This is a genomic window from Hymenobacter metallilatus (genome assembly GCF_003944705.1).
GTDB lineage: Bacteria > Bacteroidota > Bacteroidia > Cytophagales > Hymenobacteraceae > Hymenobacter > Hymenobacter metallilatus.
Genome location: NZ_RWIS01000003.1, coordinates 1 through 17,641, shown reverse-complemented (window position 1 = coordinate 17,641; position 17,641 = coordinate 1). Strand labels below are relative to the sequence as shown.

Here is a 17,641-nt window from a genome sequence, read left to right as displayed (position 1 = left end):
TGGCTGAGGGGATGTTATTCAGACTCTTCAGTAAGGGGAAAATCATCTTCGCCGTCGCCTTCGGAGCCATACCCCATCGACTTAGCGTATTTTTCGAGTTTTTCTTTGAGGAAATTGCGTGCCCGGTGCAAGCGGGAGCGCACCGTACCGATGGGGATGTCCAGCACTTTTGCCATTTCCTCATACGTGAACCCTTCCAGGTCGCAGAGGATGATGACCGTGCGAAAATCCACGGGCAGCGAGTTCAGCGCACGCGCCACCTCATCACCGATCAGGTCGCGCACGGCCTGCTGCCGCATGTCGGTTGAAGTAGAGCCAGCATCACTGTCGGCTTCTACATCTTCCGAGTTGTAGTATCCTTCGATTTCGCTATAGTCAACCTTAGCAGGCTGCTTGCTCTTTTTGCGAAAATCGTTGATGAACGAATTTTTCAGGATGCGAAACAGCCACGCTTTGGCGTTTGTTCCCGGCTCGAAGTACTCAAAGAAGCGATATGCTTTCAGATAAGTTTCCTGCACGAGGTCATTTGCATCATCTTCATCGAGAGTGAGGCGAAACGCAAAGTTGTACAGGGGGTCGAGTACGGGCATTAGTTCGGCCTGAAAACGCCGGTCCTTTTCCTCTTTACTCAGTTTAGGAATCCGCTCGGGAGAGTCGCTCATGAACGCTGAATATTGCGGCTGAATATTAAAAAAATACCGCCGTTAGACAAATGTATGGGTTATACCGCGGGGATGGAAGAAGGTTTTTGCGGTAGAAGCGCCTAGCTTGAGCCGGCGCCCACGGAATGGCCCCAAACTATGTATGTGGTGCTATGGTGCAAGAAAATAACTGGCCTTCCTGATCAGGCATCGACAAACATAGCAGTCGGGAATGGTACACGTACGGGCAGGGAGGTTATGCGGGTTGCACTTCCAGCCCAAACAGTAGGATCAAACTCAACTGTAAACTGGCAGGCGGCCGCATACTTACCCTACATATAGATTGCCTGGGGAGAATATTACTACCCGGGAAGATAATCTCCCGCCTGCGTTCGGCCCGGACGTATTTCTGCTGCAAAGCACATGGTTATACTATTTGGCGTGCGGGGCTCAGCTTAAGCAATAGGCAGCGGCACCCACTGCCGGATGCGCGCCAGCACCCCGAGCGGCTCCAACGCCTTAATGCAGGTGCAGGCGGCCGGCTGGGTGCGGCAGTCCTGGCAGTTGGGTTTATCAAACACCATAAACCCGGCGTGAGGACCCAATGGAGCCCAACGGCCGGGGTGCATGGGCCGAATAGGCGGATACAGTCCCAGCGCGTATCGGCCCAACGCGGCAGCCAAGTGCAAAGGGCCGGTGCTACCGGCCACCAGCCCGTCGGCGGCGGCAATAAAGGCAATGAACTCGGGCAGACTGAGCTGACCCGTCAGGTCGGCGGCCAGATAGGGCTGGTGCTGCGGCAGCCACTCCCGTAGCTCCTCGCCCTCGGCGGCGGTACCGGTGATGAATACGCGGTGCCCGGCCTGGTAGAGCAGCCGGACCAACTGCCCAAAATGCGCCAGTCCCCACTCCCGGGCGCTGCCCCGGCTGCGCGGGTGCAGGATAAGGTTGAGCTGGCCAGGCTGGCGGGCCTGCAGAAGCGCCAACAGCTCCGGCCGAAGCGGCACGGTGGGCGTGAGCTGCACCAGCGGCGCAACGGCTGCCAGGGGCATGGTTTCGGATATGCCCAGGCCTTGCAGCAGCTGCAGATTCAATTGGGCCTCATGCAGGGGCGAGTGGCGGCGGCTTAAGGCCACTAGCCGGGTGCAGGTAAGCCAGTGAAACCACCGGCTGCAGGTGCCGAGGCGGTGCGCAATGCCGGCTTTGCGGGCCAGCCAGGCCAAGTGGCGGTTCGGAAAAACGTGCAGGATGATATCGGCGCCGGTGGCCTGGAGGGCAGCTACCTGAGCGGCTTCGGGCAGCTGCCGTAGTTCGTCGAAATTCAGAAACCCATCCAGCCAGGGGCAGGCGGCGGCTACGGCCTGGGTGTAGGTGCGCCCCAGCAGCAGCACCCGGCAGCCCGGAAACAGCTGTTTCAGGCGGCCGGCCACGGGTAGCGTGAGCACCACGTCGCCGATGGCATCGGTGCGGCTGAGCAGGAAGGTGCGGCTCATGCGGAGGCTTTGGTTTTGAGCTTGGCAAACTTCAGAAACACGCCCCAGGCCGAAATGACGGCAATGCTCAGGCCCGCAAATCCATCCAGGAAGCCCCGCCGCAGCACGTAGCCGTGCACGAACTTCCACCAGGGCTTCAGCAGCAGGTGAAACAGCGTAACGCGGCGCTTGCCCCGCAGCCACAGCTCATCGGCGGCAATACTGGTGAAGCGGTTGAGCTGGGTTACGTGCTGCGCCACGGAATTGTAAGAGTAGTGCAGGGCGTCGCCGGCCAGGGGCAGCGGGGCCGGTTGGCCGGCGGCCAGCGCATACCGCTCGTGCAGCAGCAGACCCTCCCAGCGGCCCAGGCGCCGGTCGTAGAGGCGCAGCTTCCGGTCGGGGTACCAGCCGCCGTGGCGCACCCAATGGCCGCAGTAGTTGGTGAGGCGGGCCAGAGTATAGCCCCCGCCCTGCCAGTGCTCCGTGGCCCGCCGGATGCTGTGGCGCAGCTCTTCGGTCAGTACCTCATCGGCATCGAGCTGCAGTACGTGGTTGTGGCGGGCCTGCTCCGTGGCGTAGTTTTTCTGCTCCACGTATCCTTCAAAAGCGTGCTGAACCACCCGGGCACCCAGCTCCCGGCAAATTTCCGTCGTGCGGTCGGTGGAGAAGCTGTCTACCACTAGCAGCTCGTCGGCAATGGGGCGGGCGGCTTCGAGGCAGCGGGCAATGTTGGCTTCTTCGTTGAAGGTGATGATGACGACGGACAGCGGAACCTGGGACATAACGCGGGCAAATATCGGGGTTTATGCCGGGGCAGCCGCCTGGTAGGGTTACGTGAGGGCTGCTGCTGGTATTGAGAGGTATCCGTTGTCTAACTCTTTCGCCAGTATGCGCATCCTGTTCCTACTGCTCTTTTTCAGCCTCTCCACAGCTGGCCAGGCTCAGAACCGGTATTGGGTGCACAGCCCACAGGTAGTTCTGCCCCGGGGTATTAACACAATTGAAATGCTGCACGTCGACTTTGATACCCGGCTACTGGGCACCAAAATTCAGCCCGGGCAAGTAGTGGGGTATACCTCCGAAATGCCGCTGATCCGGTCGGTGCGGTATGGCCTAGCGTTGGTGAAGTCGGAGGAGGCCTACGGGGCGGGCCGCTACGCCGAAGCGGCGGCTCTGGTGGAGGAAGCTTATCAGAAAGAGCCGGATAATCCATTTATTCTGAATCAGCTGGCCCGTGCCCTTTACCGGACCGATGCCCAAAAGCCCCGCGCCCACACGCTGTATCAGCAGTTAGTGAACCGGGTACGCAGTGCCGTTCCTGCCAGTGACTCAGCGGTGGTAGTGGATGCGCAATTTGCGGAAGCGTACTGGAAACTAGGGACTTTGCACATGGATAATGCGCAATGGGCCGAGGCGTTGCTCTGCATCTCACAGGCGGTACTGGCTGCTCCCACTGACCTGTACGCAGGTAGCAAATTGCAGGAGCAAATGCTTCAGTATCAGACGGAGTGCTTATTCGAGTTGGGAGAGGCCGACCTCTGCCGTCAGTTCGGGCAGCAAACCTTGCGGCTGTTCCCCCGCAATACCTACGTGCGGCCATATCTGGCCCGGTTGCCACGGTTGGCACCAGGTAAAATCCGCCGCAAGTAACTCCATTTGTCCTATCTGCGGTATGCGCACTGCTTTTCTGTTGATACTGCTGAGCCTGCTAACGGCCTGCGAGGAACCGGCGGCCCGGTTTGATGAGGTTGTGGTGGCCCGGCCCCTGAATCTGGCGCAGGTGCTGGGGCCGCGGGGGATGCTGCTGGCAGAAGACACCATCCAATTCGGCCTGACGTACGACGCTCAAACGGGCCTCAACACCTTCAGCATAGAGCATGATAGTAGCCGCGAAGAATGGCTCAGTGCCCAGGCTTTCCGGTATCGGGGACTATACTACCTGGTTACCGCACGGCCAAATTCGGGGGGTAGCTGGGTACATGCCGTCCGAATCCGGCGCGGCTTGGTGCAAGGTCTGAACACGGGCCACGCGCAGATGCAAGACTTATCGGGAGCCATTGAAGGAGGCCGGTTTGCGCAGCTGGTGCGCTTCCGCAGCTTCAGCGGCGACAGTGTGCGGGTACGCTTCGACAAGCGGCAGCTTCACTCGTTTTATGCTGCTATGCCCGATAGTTTTCCGGCGTACCGGCTGCGGCCCGCCGTTGACGCACGAGCGGTGCCGCTGGCCGGGGCCCAGCCCACGGCGGCGCCAGAACTCTACCCCAACCCCGCCACCACCGAAACTACCCTGCGCTTCTCCGGCCCGGCGCACCGGCAAATACAGGTGCTGGACTTGCAGGGGCGACTGGTCGGGGCGTTTTCCACGGCTGCCGCTTCCTTTACATTTTCTACCACCAATTTACCCTCAGCTACCTACTTGGTTCGGGTTGAATCGGTTGGTGGCCGCCCGGCCAGCTGCCGGCTGGTGGTGGCCCGTTAGTGTGTTGGAATGGCCTGGTGTAGCGGGTTTGCCGGCTTGTTAACGCGCGTGGACGGTTGACAAAATCTGTTTCAAAACTTGGTACACCGGCGAAAGAAGCAATCCTACGTGCTAACGCAAGGAGTACCATTGCAACGTCGGCACGCAAAACTCCTTTGCTTCGCTCCTGGCCACGCTCAGAATGACGCTTCCTTGCTACTGCCACCCAACATCAGGCAAATCGGCCGGAGCACCTACCCTACCCCAGCGGGTTGCGTATAGTCTACCGAGCCTAGCCAATTGCCATATGACAACTTCTTTTGAACCTATTGCCCTCGTTACGGGTGCTACTTCCGGTATTGGTAAGGTAACGGCCCAACAGCTGGCCCGGCAGGGCTACCACGTAGTACTGCTGGCCCGAAATGCCGATAAAGCGGCCCGTACCCGCCAGGAAATTCAGCCGGAGGCCTGGCCCGGCCGCCGGGTGGATGTGCTACTCTGCGACCTATCGGACCTGAACCAGGTGCGGCGGGCGGCGGAGGAATTCAATCAGCGCTACGCCCGGCTGGACGTGCTGGTAAACAATGCCGGGCTGGTGTTCGGCAACGAGCGGGAAACCTCCGCCAGCGGCCCGGAAATGACACTGACCACCAACCACCTTGGCCCGTTTCTGCTCACCAGCTTGCTGCTGCCCAAGTTGCAGCAGAGTCCGGCGGCACGCATCGTCAACGTGGCTTCTATGGCTTACCAGTTCGCCAAACCCGATTTTGCTACCCTGGATGTGGCCGGCAGCTACTCGCCCATGCGGGCCTACGCCAACTCCAAGCTGTTCAACATCATGTTCACGCAGGAGCTGGCGCGGCGGCTGCGGGAACGGGGCATCCACAACGTGAGTACCAACAGCCTGCATCCCGGCGTGGTAGCCAGCAACTTCGGCAGCAACTCTACCTGGCTGACGCGGGCCTTCTATAAAGTAGCCGCGCCATTCATGACTTCCTCCGAGGATGGAGCCCAGACCAGCATCTACCTGGCTACGGCGCCGGAAGTGGCCCAGACCAGCGGCGGCTACTTCGTGAAGCAGCGCCCGGAGGCAGTAAAGTCTGGTTTCAACACGCCCGATAATGCCCAGCGGCTGTGGCAGGAATCGGAGCGGCTGGTGGGGCAGCCGTTTTTTCAGGAGTAACCAGGAGTCAGCCTACTCGCTTACGCAAACGGCCAGCTCTTCGGGTTGGTCGTTGTCATGTAGGGACCTAGCTTTGAGGTATCTATTTGAATTTCTGGCCCGCTTACCCTGCTAATGCCTCTTTCTACCGCCACCAATACAGTACACAGCTACGGCACCGCTAAGGGCTGGCGTATTTTCATTTATGTATTTGTTCCGCCCCTGATTCTGCTGTTTCTGGGCGCGCCGCTGCTATTTGCCGATAAAGGCTGGAATGCCGGTTTGGTTGCTTTATCAGGAGTGTTCTGGGCTATGGGTCTGTTCTTCATCTACGGACTATATGAAACCCACAAAGCGCGGCACATTCTCACTGAGCACAGCATCCGCTACGAAGGAGCACTGCGCCGCAAGGAAATTCCGCGCACGGCCATCAGGGGGTACCGGCTCGATGATAAATATACGTATATCGTGCCCGTCTCGAAGGAGTATCCATCCATCAGAATAGGCTATACCAGTGAAAACTACGCGGGCATACAGCAGTGGCTGGCCGTCCGCTTTCCGAACCTGGATGTGCAGCAGCGGGAGCAGGAGGCGCAGCAGATTCTGCAGGACGAAACCTTGGGCCGCACCGCTCCGGAGCGGGAAGAAAAGCTGACCCAGGCCCGGCAACTGTGTCGCGTGCTGAACACGCTGGCCTGGGCTGTGGCCGCCTGGCTGCTCTTTTACCCCACGCCCTACGAGTGGGCGCTACAGGCAGGCCTCACGCTACCGCCCCTGGCCTTGGCTGCCTTACTCTGGCACCAAGGCCTCATTCGGCCCGACGAACGGAACGACAGCGCTTACCCGTCTCTGCTCCCGGCCCTGTTCTCCCCTCCGCTGGCGCTGCTGCTGCGTGACCTATTTGACTTCGAGCTGCTGGAAGTTACGCCCGTGTGGCCCTGGATAGCGGCAATCGGCGGGCTGTTTGGAGGGCTATTGGCATACGGCAGCTGGCGGTTTATCAAGGACCCCAACGGCCGCTGGGGTGTAGTGGGTATGCTGACGTTCTGTGTGCTACCGTATGCCTACGCGGCCCCGGTGGCCTATAACTGCGCGTTCGAGGAGGCCAGGCCACAGGTGTACCGCGTACCGGTACGAGGCAAGCATTACTCCTCCGGCAAAACCACCACCTACTACCTCGAAGTAGGCGCCTGGGGCCCCCGAGCCACACCCGACGACGTAACCGTGACGGAAGAAATCTACAACCAAACGATGCCCGGCGACTCCGTGCGGATACATCAGTTTCCGGGCCGGCTGGGTATTCCGTGGTTCACGGTGAGCAGGTAGCGTGAACAAACTGGCGTATTGCCACGTTAGGCAACCAAATTCATGTACCTACCTGATTCACGATTGTATGGAACTTGGCATTAGCTCATTTGGGGAAATAGCGCCCGCCCACGTAGCTGGCGGCGACACGGCCGCGGCCCAACGCACGCAGGAACTAGTGGCGCTGGGCCGCCGGGCCGACGAGGCGGGCCTGGATGTAGTAGCCATTGGTGAGCATCACCGGGCTGATTACGTGGTATCGTCGCCGGAGATAATGTTGGCGGCGGTGGCAGCCGTGAGTAGCCGCGTACGGCTTACCAGTGCCGTAACGGTGCTTAGCTCCACTGATCCGGTGCGCACGTTTCAGAACTTTGCCACGCTGGATCTGATTTCCAACGGTCGGGCCGAAATTATTGCCGGACGCGGCTCCTTCATTGAGTCGTTTCCGCTGTTTGGGCAGGATCTGCAGGATTACGATGCGCTGTTTGCCGAGAAGCTGGGCCTGCTGCTGCAGCTCAACGAGCAGGAAATAGTAACCTGGCAGGGTAAGCACCGGGCAGCCATTACGGGAAAAGGGGTATATCCGCGCCCCGTACAGCCCAAGCTACCTATCTGGATTGGCGTGGGCGGTACGCCCGCTTCGGCGGCCCGGGCCGGCGCCCTGGGCTTGGGGCTCACCATTGCCATTTTGGGCGGGGCACCGGCACAGTACGTATCGTTTGCCGAGCTGCACCGCCGCGCTGCTCAACAAGCTGGCCATACTGACCCGCTGCCGCTGTGCATTAACTGCCACTTTCACCTGGCCGAAGACTCCCGGCAGGCTGCCGATGAGTTCTTTCCTGCCTACTCTCTGGTGATGAACCGCATTGGCCGGGAGCGGGGCTGGCCGCCTATGTCGCGGCAGCAGTTTGACCACCTGCGTGGACCGCAGGGGCCATTGTTTGTGGGTACCCCACAGGAAATCATTGAGAAGCTGGTGTACCTGCACGGTTTGTTTGGCAACACTCGTTTTATTGGCCAGCTGATGCTGGAAGGTATGCCCCACGAAGCAGTGCTCCGCTCCACCGAGCTGTTTGGGCAACTAGTAGCCCCCGCCGTGCGCGAGCGGCTGGCAGTACCAGCGTAGCCAATCGGACCCAGAATTTTTGTGTTACTTACCGTCGGCTGTCAACTCCGACGCCGTTTACGGTCAGCGCGCCATGCACTATTCCGATTCGGACACCCGCCAGTGGGCTATGTTCCTGCACTTCTCCCTGTTAGCGGGCCTGCTGGTACCGGGGGCAGGCTTTATTCTGCCCATTGTGCTATGGCAGATAAAGAAGAACGAGCTACCGGAAATTGATGCTCACGGCAAAGTAGTGATGAACTGGCTGCTCAGCGCCCTTCTATATGGCGTAGTATGTGGTATATTAAGCTTCCTGCTGATTGGCATTCCACTGCTGGCCATCCTGGGCATTCTGACGCTGGTGTTTCCTATTATCGGGGGCATCAAGGCCAACGAGGGCATCGTCTGGCCTTATCCGCTGTCTATTCGCTTTATCTCCTAGCGAATTCATTTTCTGGCTTCTTCCCAAAGGAAAGCCCCACCCGGCGCAGTGCCAGGTGGGGCTTTCCTTTGGGAAGTCGGATCCGCTTAGTAGCGGTACAGGTCCGATTTGAACGGGCCTTCCACGGGTACTTTGATATAGTCAGCCTGCTTGGGCGTCAACTCGTCCAGCTCCACGCCAATTTTGGCGAGGTGCAGGCGGGCCACCTTCTCATCAAGGTGCTTGGGCAGGGTATATACCTCGTTTTCGTACTTGTCAGCGTGCTGCCACAGTTCCAGCTGAGCCAGCGTCTGGTTGGTGAAAGAGTTCGACATTACGAACGAGGGGTGGCCGGTGGCACAGCCAAGGTTCACGAGGCGGCCTTCAGCCAGAATAATCACCTCTTTGCCGTCGATGGTGTAAATATCCACCTGGGGCTTCACGGTGTCTTTGGTGTGGCCGTAGTTCTTGTTCAGCCAAGCCATGTCAATTTCATCGTCGAAGTGGCCGATGTTGCAGACAATAGCCTTATCCTTCAGGGCACGGAAATGCTCCTCCCGGATAATGTCGCAGTTGCCGGTGGTGGTGATGACGATGTCGGCGCGCGGAATGGCGTTTTCCATCTTCTTCACCTCATAGCTGTCCATGGCCGCCTGCAAAGCGCAGATGGGGTCAATTTCCGTCACGATAACACGGGCTCCGGCACCGCGCAACGAAGCGGCGGTACCTTTTCCTACGTCGCCGTAACCGGCTACTACGGCCACTTTGCCGGCCATCATCACGTCGGTAGCACGGCGGATAGCATCCACGGCCGACTCTTTGCAGCCGTACTTGTTATCGAACTTGGACTTGGTTACCGAATCGTTGATGTTGAACGCGGGCATGGGCAGCGTACCGGCTTTCACCCGCTCAATCAGGCGCAGTACACCCGTGGTGGTTTCCTCTGAAATACCTTTGATGCCGCTGGCCAGCTCGGGGAACTGGTCGAGCACCATGTTGGTCAGGTCGCCCCCGTCGTCCAGAATCATGTTCAGGGGCTGCCGCTCCTCACCGAAGAACAAGGTCTGCTCGATGCACCAGTTAAACTCCTCCTCGTTCATGCCTTTCCAAGCATACACCGGAATACCGGCCGCAGCAATGGCTGCAGCGGCGTGGTCCTGAGTGGAGAAGATGTTGCACGACGACCACGTTACGTCGGCGCCCAGCTCAATGAGGGTTTCGATGAGCACGGCCGTCTGGATGGTCATGTGCAGGCAACCGGCAATGCGCGCGCCTTTCAGCGGCTTGCTGGCACCATACTCCGCCCGCAGCGACATGAGGCCGGGCATTTCGGCTTCGGCCAGGCGGATTTCCTTGCGGCCCCACTCGGCGAGGCTCATGTCTTTTACTTTGTACGGAACGTAGGCCGTGGTCTTAGTCTCCATCAGTCAGATACAGAAGTGAGTTTGTCGGTTTCTAACCGCAAAGATACTCGATTTGTTATATGTGGTTTGCAGAACCCTGCAGTGAAGGCCAGAAGCCCAGCTGATACGACCGATTGAATACCCAAGAAGCACGCCCAGACAAAAGTCAGATACTCAGGCCCGTGCTACCTTATCCTGCCTGCGTGGCTACACCGCTGACTCAAGCAAAAGCCCGCCCTACGCGAATTGCAGGACGGGCTTTGGCAATTTGAGTTGCAGGATGCAGCCTAGTTGTTTTGGATCAGCACTGCTTTAGGTTGCAGGTTGGCATCGAGGTTGCCCAGGCTGCCTCGCACTACTACAGTGTATATTTTGCCGGCTTCATAATTCTTGGTGCCCGTACCGGAGCCACTACCGTCGCCAACGGCCACCACCTTCGTGGATGCAGCACCGGTTGTTACCAGCAGGTTGTAAGTGCCCGCCGGAACAGAGGCAAAAGCAGACGCCGCGCCAAATGCTGCGCTTATACCGGGTACATCGGTGGAGCCGGCCACGGTTTCCTGGGAGAGTTTAACCGGGGAAGGCGCATTCAGGCCCAGGTGCACCACCCGAACTTTAGCCTGGTTGGCAGCCGGAGCCGTTAGGTCGTCCTCCACCCAAATGGCACTGATGGAATTGGCCTGGGTGGTGGGGCTGTAGGCGAAAAGCGAGTAGTTCTTATCCTTAGCCACTGTTTGAGTGGCGGTAGCTACTGTGGTAGAAGAGCCTGCCACGTTGATCTTGAAGACCCGGCTGCCTGCATCCACAGCCAGGTAGCCGGAATTTTCGCCGTAGTTCAGATCTTTCACCGATTTGTCATCGACCAGCAGCGACACCTTTACGTTGGCATTCGGGGCCGCGTGTACCGCCGTTACCTTGCCTTGGTCTGGCACGGGGGTAGCGTTGTCGTCGTCGTCGTTGGAGCAAGCCGAAAAAGCCAGCGCCGTAGGCAGAGCGGCCAACAGCAGGGCCGGACGGAAAAGAGAAGTCAGCGTTTTCATGAGCGAAGAAATTGGGTGAACTGCCTGCCAGAACGAAGGACGAGGTGCTTTTGTTGGCTGAGCACTAAAACTTTTCCTCGATGAATTGCACTTTTTTCTCGCTCAAACACTTAGCAAGCTGACTATATATGCAGTAGATTTGTCCTCATGCCCCAACCTCATCTGACCCGTATTTCCGGCGTAGTACGTCGTGTTGCCTTTGTTGCTTTGTGTGCATTGGGGGTTTCTGCAACTGCCCAGGCCCAGCAGTCTACTATCATTCGCCTGGCTCCGGAAGACCAGAACCGGGGGCAGAATGGAGTGCAGAAAAACTTCTATTTCACTACTGGTGTGGGAACTATGGAGTCTGATTATCAGAGTGCCGGTTTCTTCGGGCAGCGGCTCCGTCCTTATCTGGCCGGCAACCAGGAGGCCCTTGATAACCTGAACCGGTACCGGCGGCAAAAGTGGCTGTTTCTGGCCGAGCGCCTCACCTTTGTTGGGGCAGTAGGCGTGTATGGTCAGCAGGTATTGGCCAAGGATGAAAAACAGCAATATTTCAATACGCAGCAACAGGCTGCCATTGGTGTAGCTGCCTTTAGCCTGTTGAGTAATATCTTTATTTCACGCCATACCAATTCGCATTTCCAGCGGGCTGTAGAGGCGCACAATGCTGGTTCTACGGCCGCCCGTACGGGGGCGTTGTACCAACTGCGGCCTAGTACAGTGGGGCTTACGGCCAGCCGTAACGGCCAGCCTTTGCTGGCCCTGAGTTGGAATCTGCGGTAGTAGCAGCGGCGTTTTCAAACATTCCGGCCCTGTACACGGGCGGGGGCACTAAGTAACAGATGCCCCCGCCCGTGTACGGGGCCGGAATGTCTGTTTTACCGAAGGGCAGTCGGGCAAGCACGAACAGAACTGGCTGTTGCCGGATTTCCTGCTTACGTTTGGTGTAGCTTTTCGCCAGGGCTGGTAGCGGAGCCATATCCGGGGCCGGCCTGTTTTTCGTAGGAACCCTACATGGACTACCCGTTGCCGACTGCGGCCCGTCAATACGTTGCCAAGCACCTGCACGACGACCCCGCTCAGCTTGCCCTTCAGGCCCGGCGCCACCCCGGCTTGCCAGTGCCCGACCTCATCCGCCAGATCCAGGCCCGGCAGAAAGCCAAAACCAAACTACCGGCCTGGGCTGAAAATCCCGACCTGATTTTTCCGCCGGCCTTATCCGTGGAGCAGGCTTCCTCGGCCCGTACGGCCGAATTTAAGGCTTCGTTGGTGCAGGGCCAGCGGCTGGCCGATCTTACAGGAGGCTTCGGAGTGGACGCGGCACATTTTGCCGCTACTGTTGCAGAAGTACATTACGTGGAGCGCCACGCGGCACTGGCCGATGTGGTACGCTTCAACCTGGCGCAGCTGGGCATCCGGAACGTACAGTGCCACACCGCCGACGCGGTGCAGTTTCTGCGCAACACGCCCGATACGTTCGACTGGCTCTACCTCGACCCTGCCCGCCGCGACACGGCGGCCAAGAAGATTTTCCGGCTGCAGGACTGTGAGCCGGACGTGCTGCGCCTGATGCCGCTGCTGCTCCACAAAAGCCGGTGCGTACTGCTCAAAACCTCCCCCATGCTCGATATTGACCAGGCCATTCAGGAGCTGCGGCAGGTGCGCCGCTTGTGGGTAGTGGCCGTGGATAATGAATGCAAGGAAGTGCTGTACGAGTTGGGGCCCGAGCCGGCCGTCGACCCCGAGCGGTACACCGTGAACCTGCTGCGCACCGGACAGCAGCAGGAGTTCCGGCTGAACCGGGCCCGCGAAACCCGCGCGGTGGCCCGCTACGCCGAGCCCCAGCAGTACCTTTATGAGCCCAATGTGGCTGTACTGAAAGCCGGCGCGTTTAAAAGTATCGGCACGGCTTTCGAGCTGCTGAAGCTGCACCAGCACAGCCATCTGTACACCTCAGATGTATTGAGGCCTGACTTTCCAGGCCGCATCTTCCGGATTCGGGCGGTGGAGAAGTACGACGGGCAGGCCCTGCGCGCCCACTTGGGTCCCGAGGCCCGCGCCCACGTCACTACCCGCAACTTCCCCGATTCGGTGGCCGAATTTCGCCACCGCACCGGCATCCGGGAGGGCGGCGACTTATATCTCTTCGCCACCACCAACCTGGAAGGCCGGCTGATGGTGCTGGTATGCTCCAAGGACTACTGATTGCCCGGATTTTCCGCATGATTGTGGCACACGCTGTAGCTCGTGCCGGGCGCCGCATAACAACTCCATGTGACAACGAAAGAGGCTTGCTATATAGCAAGCCTCTTTTCATAACAATGCTATTCCTACCAAGAATTAGGCGCCTGGCACAAGCTACAGCGTGTGCCACCACCGGTCAATCGTCCACGAACTCCGGGTAATCAGTGGTTTGCGGGGCTGGTCCATTTGCTGCCGATGATGCGGAAGCGCCAGGGCAGGGTGGCAGCGGTTTCGCCGGCGTAGGCCAGGCCGACGCGGGGGCTGCGGCGTACGGCGGTTTCGGGTACATCTTCCCCGTGGTCTTCAAGCCAGAGGATGGGGCCTTGCAGGTCGGTGCCGCTGAGAGTGGGCGTAACCCCCAACGCCTGCGTGAGCAGACCGGGGCCGGCCGTGAGCTTGGCAGATGGAGCCGTAAGGCCGCGCCGGGCCATCATTACATCCAGGCCCACCAGCGGCTCAATGGCCCGGATGAGCACCGTATCGGGTTTGTCGGCGGCGTTGGTGCTGATGTTGAACAGCGTGTGGCGGTTGTACACCTGGTACAGATAGGCCCGGCCGCCGGGCTCGTGCAGGGCGCGGCCGTGGGTGCCCCGCCGTTTCAGGTGCAGCTGCATGGAAGCGTCGCCTTCGTGCGAATAGGCTTCCGTTTCCACGATGCGCCCCCCGGTCAGCTGGCCATCAAGGCAGGAGTATACGTGCTTGCCCAGCAGCTCGCGGGCAATCTGAACGGGGTCGGGGCGGCGGTAGAAGGCCGGGGGCAGTTTGGACATACGCAGGCAGGAATTTCACGCGGATAGCCAACCTATACGGGCCATTGCCTACCTTTGCTGCCGTAGAGGTGGCCAACCCCCACATGCGGGGCGCGGCTGAAAAGGGAATCCGGTTGAAATCCGGAGCTGTCCCCGCAACTGTACGCTTCATGAGTTGGCGCGTCATCACCAGCCACTGTTTCAGCACCGGCTTCCTGCGGGAAGCCATGAAATGGGAAGGCGACGCGCCCGGAGCAAGCCAGGAGACCTGCCTTTGCATTTCCCCCATGTTCAGCGCCTTCGGAGGAAAGGCGGAGAATGAAATCAGTGGCACGGCTTCGGCCGGGCAGCATACTCTTCTGTTTTCGGCCTCGGCTTCGGGGTTTGGCTGTAGGTAACGGCCGGGCAACGGGGTTTTGAACTGAATTTTTCGATTTCGAAAACTTTGGTTCGCAAGACGCATTTTTCGGCCCTCCGGCGCAGGTGGCTACTCTGGCAGTGGCTTACCGCGGGCCTGGGCGTGCTCACGCTGCCGGCGCTGGCCCAAACTGCCCCCGACACGGCCCGGGTGCAGCAGCTGCCCACCGTCCGGATTCCGGGCGTGCGCCTGGAGCGGTTTGCCGTGGGCAGCCACCGCTTCTCCCTGGACTCGGTGGCGCTGGCCAACTACCGCACGGGCACCCTCACCGATGTGCTGAGCGCCCGCACGGCCATCTACCTCAAAAACTACGGCCCCGGCCAGCTTGCATCCATTACGCTGCGGGGTACCTCAGCCCGGCACACGGCCGTGCTCTGGAACGGCTTCAACATCAACCTGCCTTCCCTGGGGGAAGCCGATTTCTCCCTCCTGCCCCTCAGCGGCAGTACGCAGGTGGATATTCAGCCCGGCCCGGCTGGGGCTACCTACGGCAACGGCGCGGTGGGGGGTACGGTGCTGCTGTCGACCGGCACGCGGTGGGGCGCGGGCTGGCGGGGCACGGCCCAGGCTGACTACGGCAGCTACGGGCTGGGAGCCGGCACCGTGGAGGCGGCGTTCAGCAACCAGAAGCTGGCCGTGCGCACCAGCTTGCTATACCGTCAGGCCGAAAACGACTTTCCTTACTACACCCGGGAAGCACGGGGCCGGGTGCGGGTGCGCCAGGAAAACGCGGCTTTCCGGCAAGCCAGTTTCACCCAGGATCTTACCCTGCGACTGGGGCAGCGAAGCGAAGCAACGGCCGCCGTCTGGCTGACGGATGCGGACCGCCAGATTCAGCCGGGCATCGGCACCAACAACACCCACGCCCGGGAGCGGGACCAAAGCCGCCGCCTCACGGCCGGCTACCGGTACGTGACGGCCCGCCACGAATGGGCGGGGCGGGCGGCCTGGTTTGAGGACGTGCTGAACTACCAGGACGAGGTGAGCGGCCTGAGCGAGTCGAGGGTGCGCACCAGCCAGGCCCAGGCCGAGCACACCTGGACGTTTGCGCCCAATGCCACAGTCCGGCTGGGGGCCGAGGCCCAGCATTTTGCGGCGCAGGTGGATGGCTACGGAACTCAGCCGCGCACGGAAAACCGCTTTTCCGGCTTTGCCCTGCTCCGCTACGATCCTCGCCCCCGCTTGCGGCTGTCCCTGAACCTGCGCCAGGCCGTGCTGCCCGGCCGCCGCCCACCCCTTACGCCCACCGCCGGCGCCGAATGGACAGCTTTCCAAGCAACCCGTCATACGCTCCAGCTCAAAGGCTCAGCTTCGCGCAGCTACCGGGCCCCTACCCTGAACGAACGGTACTGGCGGCCCGGCGGCAACCCTGGCCTGCTGCCGGAGCAGAGCATCGGCTACGAGGGCGGGCTGGCCCATACGTTTACCCTGGCCCCCACCCACCTGGCCCTGCACACCGAGCTAACGGCCTACCGCCAGCTGGTTGATAACTGGGTGCAATGGACGCCGGGCGCTTCGTACTGGTCGCCGCGGAACCTGCGGCAGGTGCGGGCCCAGGGCCTGGAGGCCAGCAGCCAGTTGACCTGGAAACCGGGGCGCTACAGCGCCGTGGCGCGGGCCAGCTACAGCTTCACGCAGTCGGAGAAGACGCGGGGAGTAGCCACCGATACCGACCCGGTGGGCCGGCAGCTGCCCTTTGTGCCCTTGCATACCGGTGCTTTCAGTACCGACCATGCCTGGCGCGGCTGGCAGCTCAGCACGGCCCTCACCTTCTCCGGCTACCGCTACACCGATGCGTCGGCTACGGAGTTTCTGCCCAGCTACCTGCTGCTAAACGCCACGGCCGGCTACACGCTGGCGGTGCAGCCTGGGTGGCGGCTGCAACTGCTGGTTCAGGGCTACAACCTCACCAACCGCCACTACCAAAGCTACCAGAACCGCGCCATGCCGCCCCGCCACGGCAGCCTGAGCCTGCGGCTGCTGTGGCACTAACCTGTCATTCACTCTTCCCTTATTTTCTTTATGAAAGCACTGAACTCCCTCGCCAGCCTACCCAGCCGCCTGCTGCTGGGCGGCGTGGCCACTCTCGGCCTCCTGGCCTGCGACCCTTCTACCGACCCGGAGCCGACCGACCCGCCCATTGTAACCAGCAGTGTGTTTGTGGTGAACGAAGGCAACTTCCTGCGCTCCAACGCCGACATCAGCCTGTTCAGCAAGGCCAGTAGCACCGTTACCAACAAAAACCTGTTCAGCACCGCCAACGGCCGCGCCCTCGGCGACGTGGCCCAGAGTATGGCCGTGCAGGACAGCCTCGGCTACATTGTGGTCAATAACAGCAACAAGCTGGAGGTAGTGTCGCTGGCCAAATTCCGTTCCAAGGCCACCGTTACCGGCCTCAAGCTGCCCCGCTACTTTGCGGCGGCCTCAGCGGCTAAAGGCTACGTTACCGAAACCGTGGCCTATAATGGCAGCAACGGCCGCGTATCGGTGATTGATTTGAAAACCAATACCGTCGTTAAGACCATTGAAGTGGGCGTGCAGCCCGAGCGGCTGCTGGTGGCTGGCTCCCGTCTGTACGTAACCAACAGCGGCGGCAACACCGTTACGGTTATCAGCACCGCCACCGATGCCGTGGAGGGCACTGTTACGGTAGGTGATTCGCCGAACAGCCTGGTGCAGGATGCCGGCGGCAACGTGTGGGTGCTTAGCGGCGGCAAAGTGTATTACAACGCCGACTACAGCACCGACTACACCCGCACCACCAAAGGCAGCCTCTCGAAGATTGTGCCGGGCCAGCTGACGGCTACCACCCGCGAGGTGGCCTCCAACCGCAGCACCCCCAACCGCCTCACCAGTAACGGGGCCAAAAACCAGCTGTACTTCACCTACCTGGGCGGCGTGTACACGCTGGGTACCGGCGACGCTACCCTGCCCGCCACCCCGCTCATCAAGCGCAGCTTCTACGGCTTAGGCGTCGACCCGCAGGATGGTACCATTTATGGGGGTATTGGCTCGTTTACGGCTGCCGATAAGGTAATCCGGTACCGTAGCACCGGCGTGGCCATCGACTCGTTCACAGTCGGTATCGGCCCCAATGGGTTCGTGTTTTATTAAGTAGCCATACAGAAGTAAGCGTATAGTGCGCAATTGGTAGCTTGCGGCATGCGACGACCTGCCACCGAGTTGAGTTCGGAAGAAGTGACGTGTTTGGAAGCGTGCAGTCAGCACGGACCGCACC

At 60.4% G+C, this 17,641-nt stretch carries 16 protein-coding genes and 1 riboswitch; of the genes, 10 read left to right on the top strand and 6 right to left on the bottom strand.

Annotation, left to right across the window (positions count from 1 at the left end; all coding sequences use genetic code 11):
* Positions 1-14 precede the first annotated feature (14 nt).
* From EI290_RS05550 to EI290_RS05540, 3 genes are all read right to left on the bottom strand, one after another.
* Positions 15-662, bottom strand: a complete 648-nt coding sequence (locus EI290_RS05550; RefSeq protein WP_125427613.1) for a sigma-70 family RNA polymerase sigma factor — start codon at positions 660-662, stop codon at positions 15-17.
* Between the two features lie 434 nt (positions 663-1,096).
* On the bottom strand, positions 1,097-2,134 hold the full coding sequence (locus EI290_RS05545; protein WP_125427611.1) for a glycosyltransferase family 9 protein: 1,038 nt from the start codon (positions 2,132-2,134) through the stop codon (positions 1,097-1,099).
* The gene (locus tag EI290_RS05540; RefSeq protein ID WP_125427609.1) at positions 2,131-2,895 is read right to left on the bottom strand and encodes a glycosyltransferase family 2 protein; all 765 of its coding nucleotides are present in this window, start codon (positions 2,893-2,895) and stop codon (positions 2,131-2,133) included. The genes EI290_RS05545 and EI290_RS05540 overlap by 4 nt, the downstream gene beginning before the upstream one ends.
* 106 nt (positions 2,896-3,001) lie before the next feature.
* On the opposite strand from EI290_RS05540, the gene EI290_RS05535 reads away from it, so the two are divergent.
* The 6 genes from EI290_RS05535 (at position 3,002) to EI290_RS05510 (ending at position 8,585) form a co-directional block, all read left to right on the top strand.
* Positions 3,002-3,763, top strand: coding sequence for a tetratricopeptide repeat protein (locus tag EI290_RS05535; protein WP_125427608.1), 762 nt, complete (start codon positions 3,002-3,004; stop codon positions 3,761-3,763).
* A 22-nt stretch (positions 3,764-3,785) separates the two neighbouring features.
* The gene (locus EI290_RS05530; RefSeq protein ID WP_185816859.1) at positions 3,786-4,592 is read left to right on the top strand and encodes a T9SS type A sorting domain-containing protein; all 807 of its coding nucleotides are present in this window, start codon (positions 3,786-3,788) and stop codon (positions 4,590-4,592) included.
* Positions 4,593-4,878: 286 nt separating this feature from the next.
* Positions 4,879-5,754 (top strand): SDR family oxidoreductase, encoded by an 876-nt coding sequence (locus tag EI290_RS05525; protein WP_185816858.1) that lies wholly within the window; start codon positions 4,879-4,881, stop codon positions 5,752-5,754.
* 114 nt (positions 5,755-5,868) lie between these two features.
* A complete protein-coding gene (locus EI290_RS05520) occupies positions 5,869-7,059 on the top strand; it encodes a hypothetical protein (protein WP_125427602.1) in 1,191 nt (396 codons plus the stop codon).
* Between the two features lie 67 nt (positions 7,060-7,126).
* Positions 7,127-8,164: an LLM class flavin-dependent oxidoreductase gene (locus EI290_RS05515; protein ID WP_125427600.1), complete on the top strand. Its 1,038-nt coding sequence runs from the start codon at positions 7,127-7,129 to the stop codon at positions 8,162-8,164.
* 73 nt (positions 8,165-8,237) lie between these two features.
* Positions 8,238-8,585: a DUF4870 domain-containing protein gene (locus EI290_RS05510; RefSeq protein WP_125427598.1), complete on the top strand. Its 348-nt coding sequence runs from the start codon at positions 8,238-8,240 to the stop codon at positions 8,583-8,585.
* A gap of 86 nt (positions 8,586-8,671) precedes the next feature.
* On the opposite strand, the gene ahcY is transcribed toward EI290_RS05510, so the two are convergent.
* Both ahcY and EI290_RS05500 read right to left on the bottom strand, forming a co-directional pair.
* Positions 8,672-9,988 (bottom strand): adenosylhomocysteinase, encoded by a 1,317-nt coding sequence (ahcY, locus tag EI290_RS05505; RefSeq protein ID WP_125427596.1) that lies wholly within the window; start codon positions 9,986-9,988, stop codon positions 8,672-8,674.
* Positions 9,989-10,254: 266 nt separating this feature from the next.
* On the bottom strand, positions 10,255-11,007 hold the full coding sequence (locus tag EI290_RS05500; protein WP_125427594.1) for a DUF4397 domain-containing protein: 753 nt from the start codon (positions 11,005-11,007) through the stop codon (positions 10,255-10,257).
* 147 nt (positions 11,008-11,154) lie between these two features.
* On the opposite strand from EI290_RS05500, the gene EI290_RS05495 reads away from it, so the two are divergent.
* Positions 11,155-11,775, top strand: a complete 621-nt coding sequence (locus tag EI290_RS05495) for an aldo-keto reductase family protein (protein WP_125427592.1) — start codon at positions 11,155-11,157, stop codon at positions 11,773-11,775.
* A gap of 231 nt (positions 11,776-12,006) precedes the next feature.
* Positions 12,007-13,197 (top strand): class I SAM-dependent methyltransferase, encoded by a 1,191-nt coding sequence (locus EI290_RS05490; RefSeq protein ID WP_125427590.1) that lies wholly within the window; start codon positions 12,007-12,009, stop codon positions 13,195-13,197.
* A gap of 200 nt (positions 13,198-13,397) precedes the next feature.
* Here the strand turns inward: EI290_RS05490 and EI290_RS05485 are convergent, their stop codons facing one another.
* A complete protein-coding gene (locus tag EI290_RS05485; RefSeq protein WP_125427588.1) occupies positions 13,398-14,006 on the bottom strand; it encodes a DNA-3-methyladenine glycosylase in 609 nt (202 codons plus the stop codon).
* Between the two features lie 49 nt (positions 14,007-14,055).
* Positions 14,056-14,275, top strand: a riboswitch (cobalamin riboswitch).
* A 155-nt stretch (positions 14,276-14,430) separates the two neighbouring features.
* On the opposite strand from EI290_RS05485, the gene EI290_RS05480 reads away from it, so the two are divergent.
* Together EI290_RS05480 and EI290_RS05475 are read left to right on the top strand one after the other, a co-directional pair.
* Entirely contained in the window at positions 14,431-16,395 is a 1,965-nt protein-coding gene (locus EI290_RS05480) for a TonB-dependent receptor (protein WP_125427586.1), read from the top strand.
* Positions 16,396-16,425: 30 nt separating this feature from the next.
* The gene (locus tag EI290_RS05475) at positions 16,426-17,517 is read left to right on the top strand and encodes a DUF5074 domain-containing protein (protein WP_125427584.1); all 1,092 of its coding nucleotides are present in this window, start codon (positions 16,426-16,428) and stop codon (positions 17,515-17,517) included.
* Positions 17,518-17,641 lie beyond the last annotated feature (124 nt).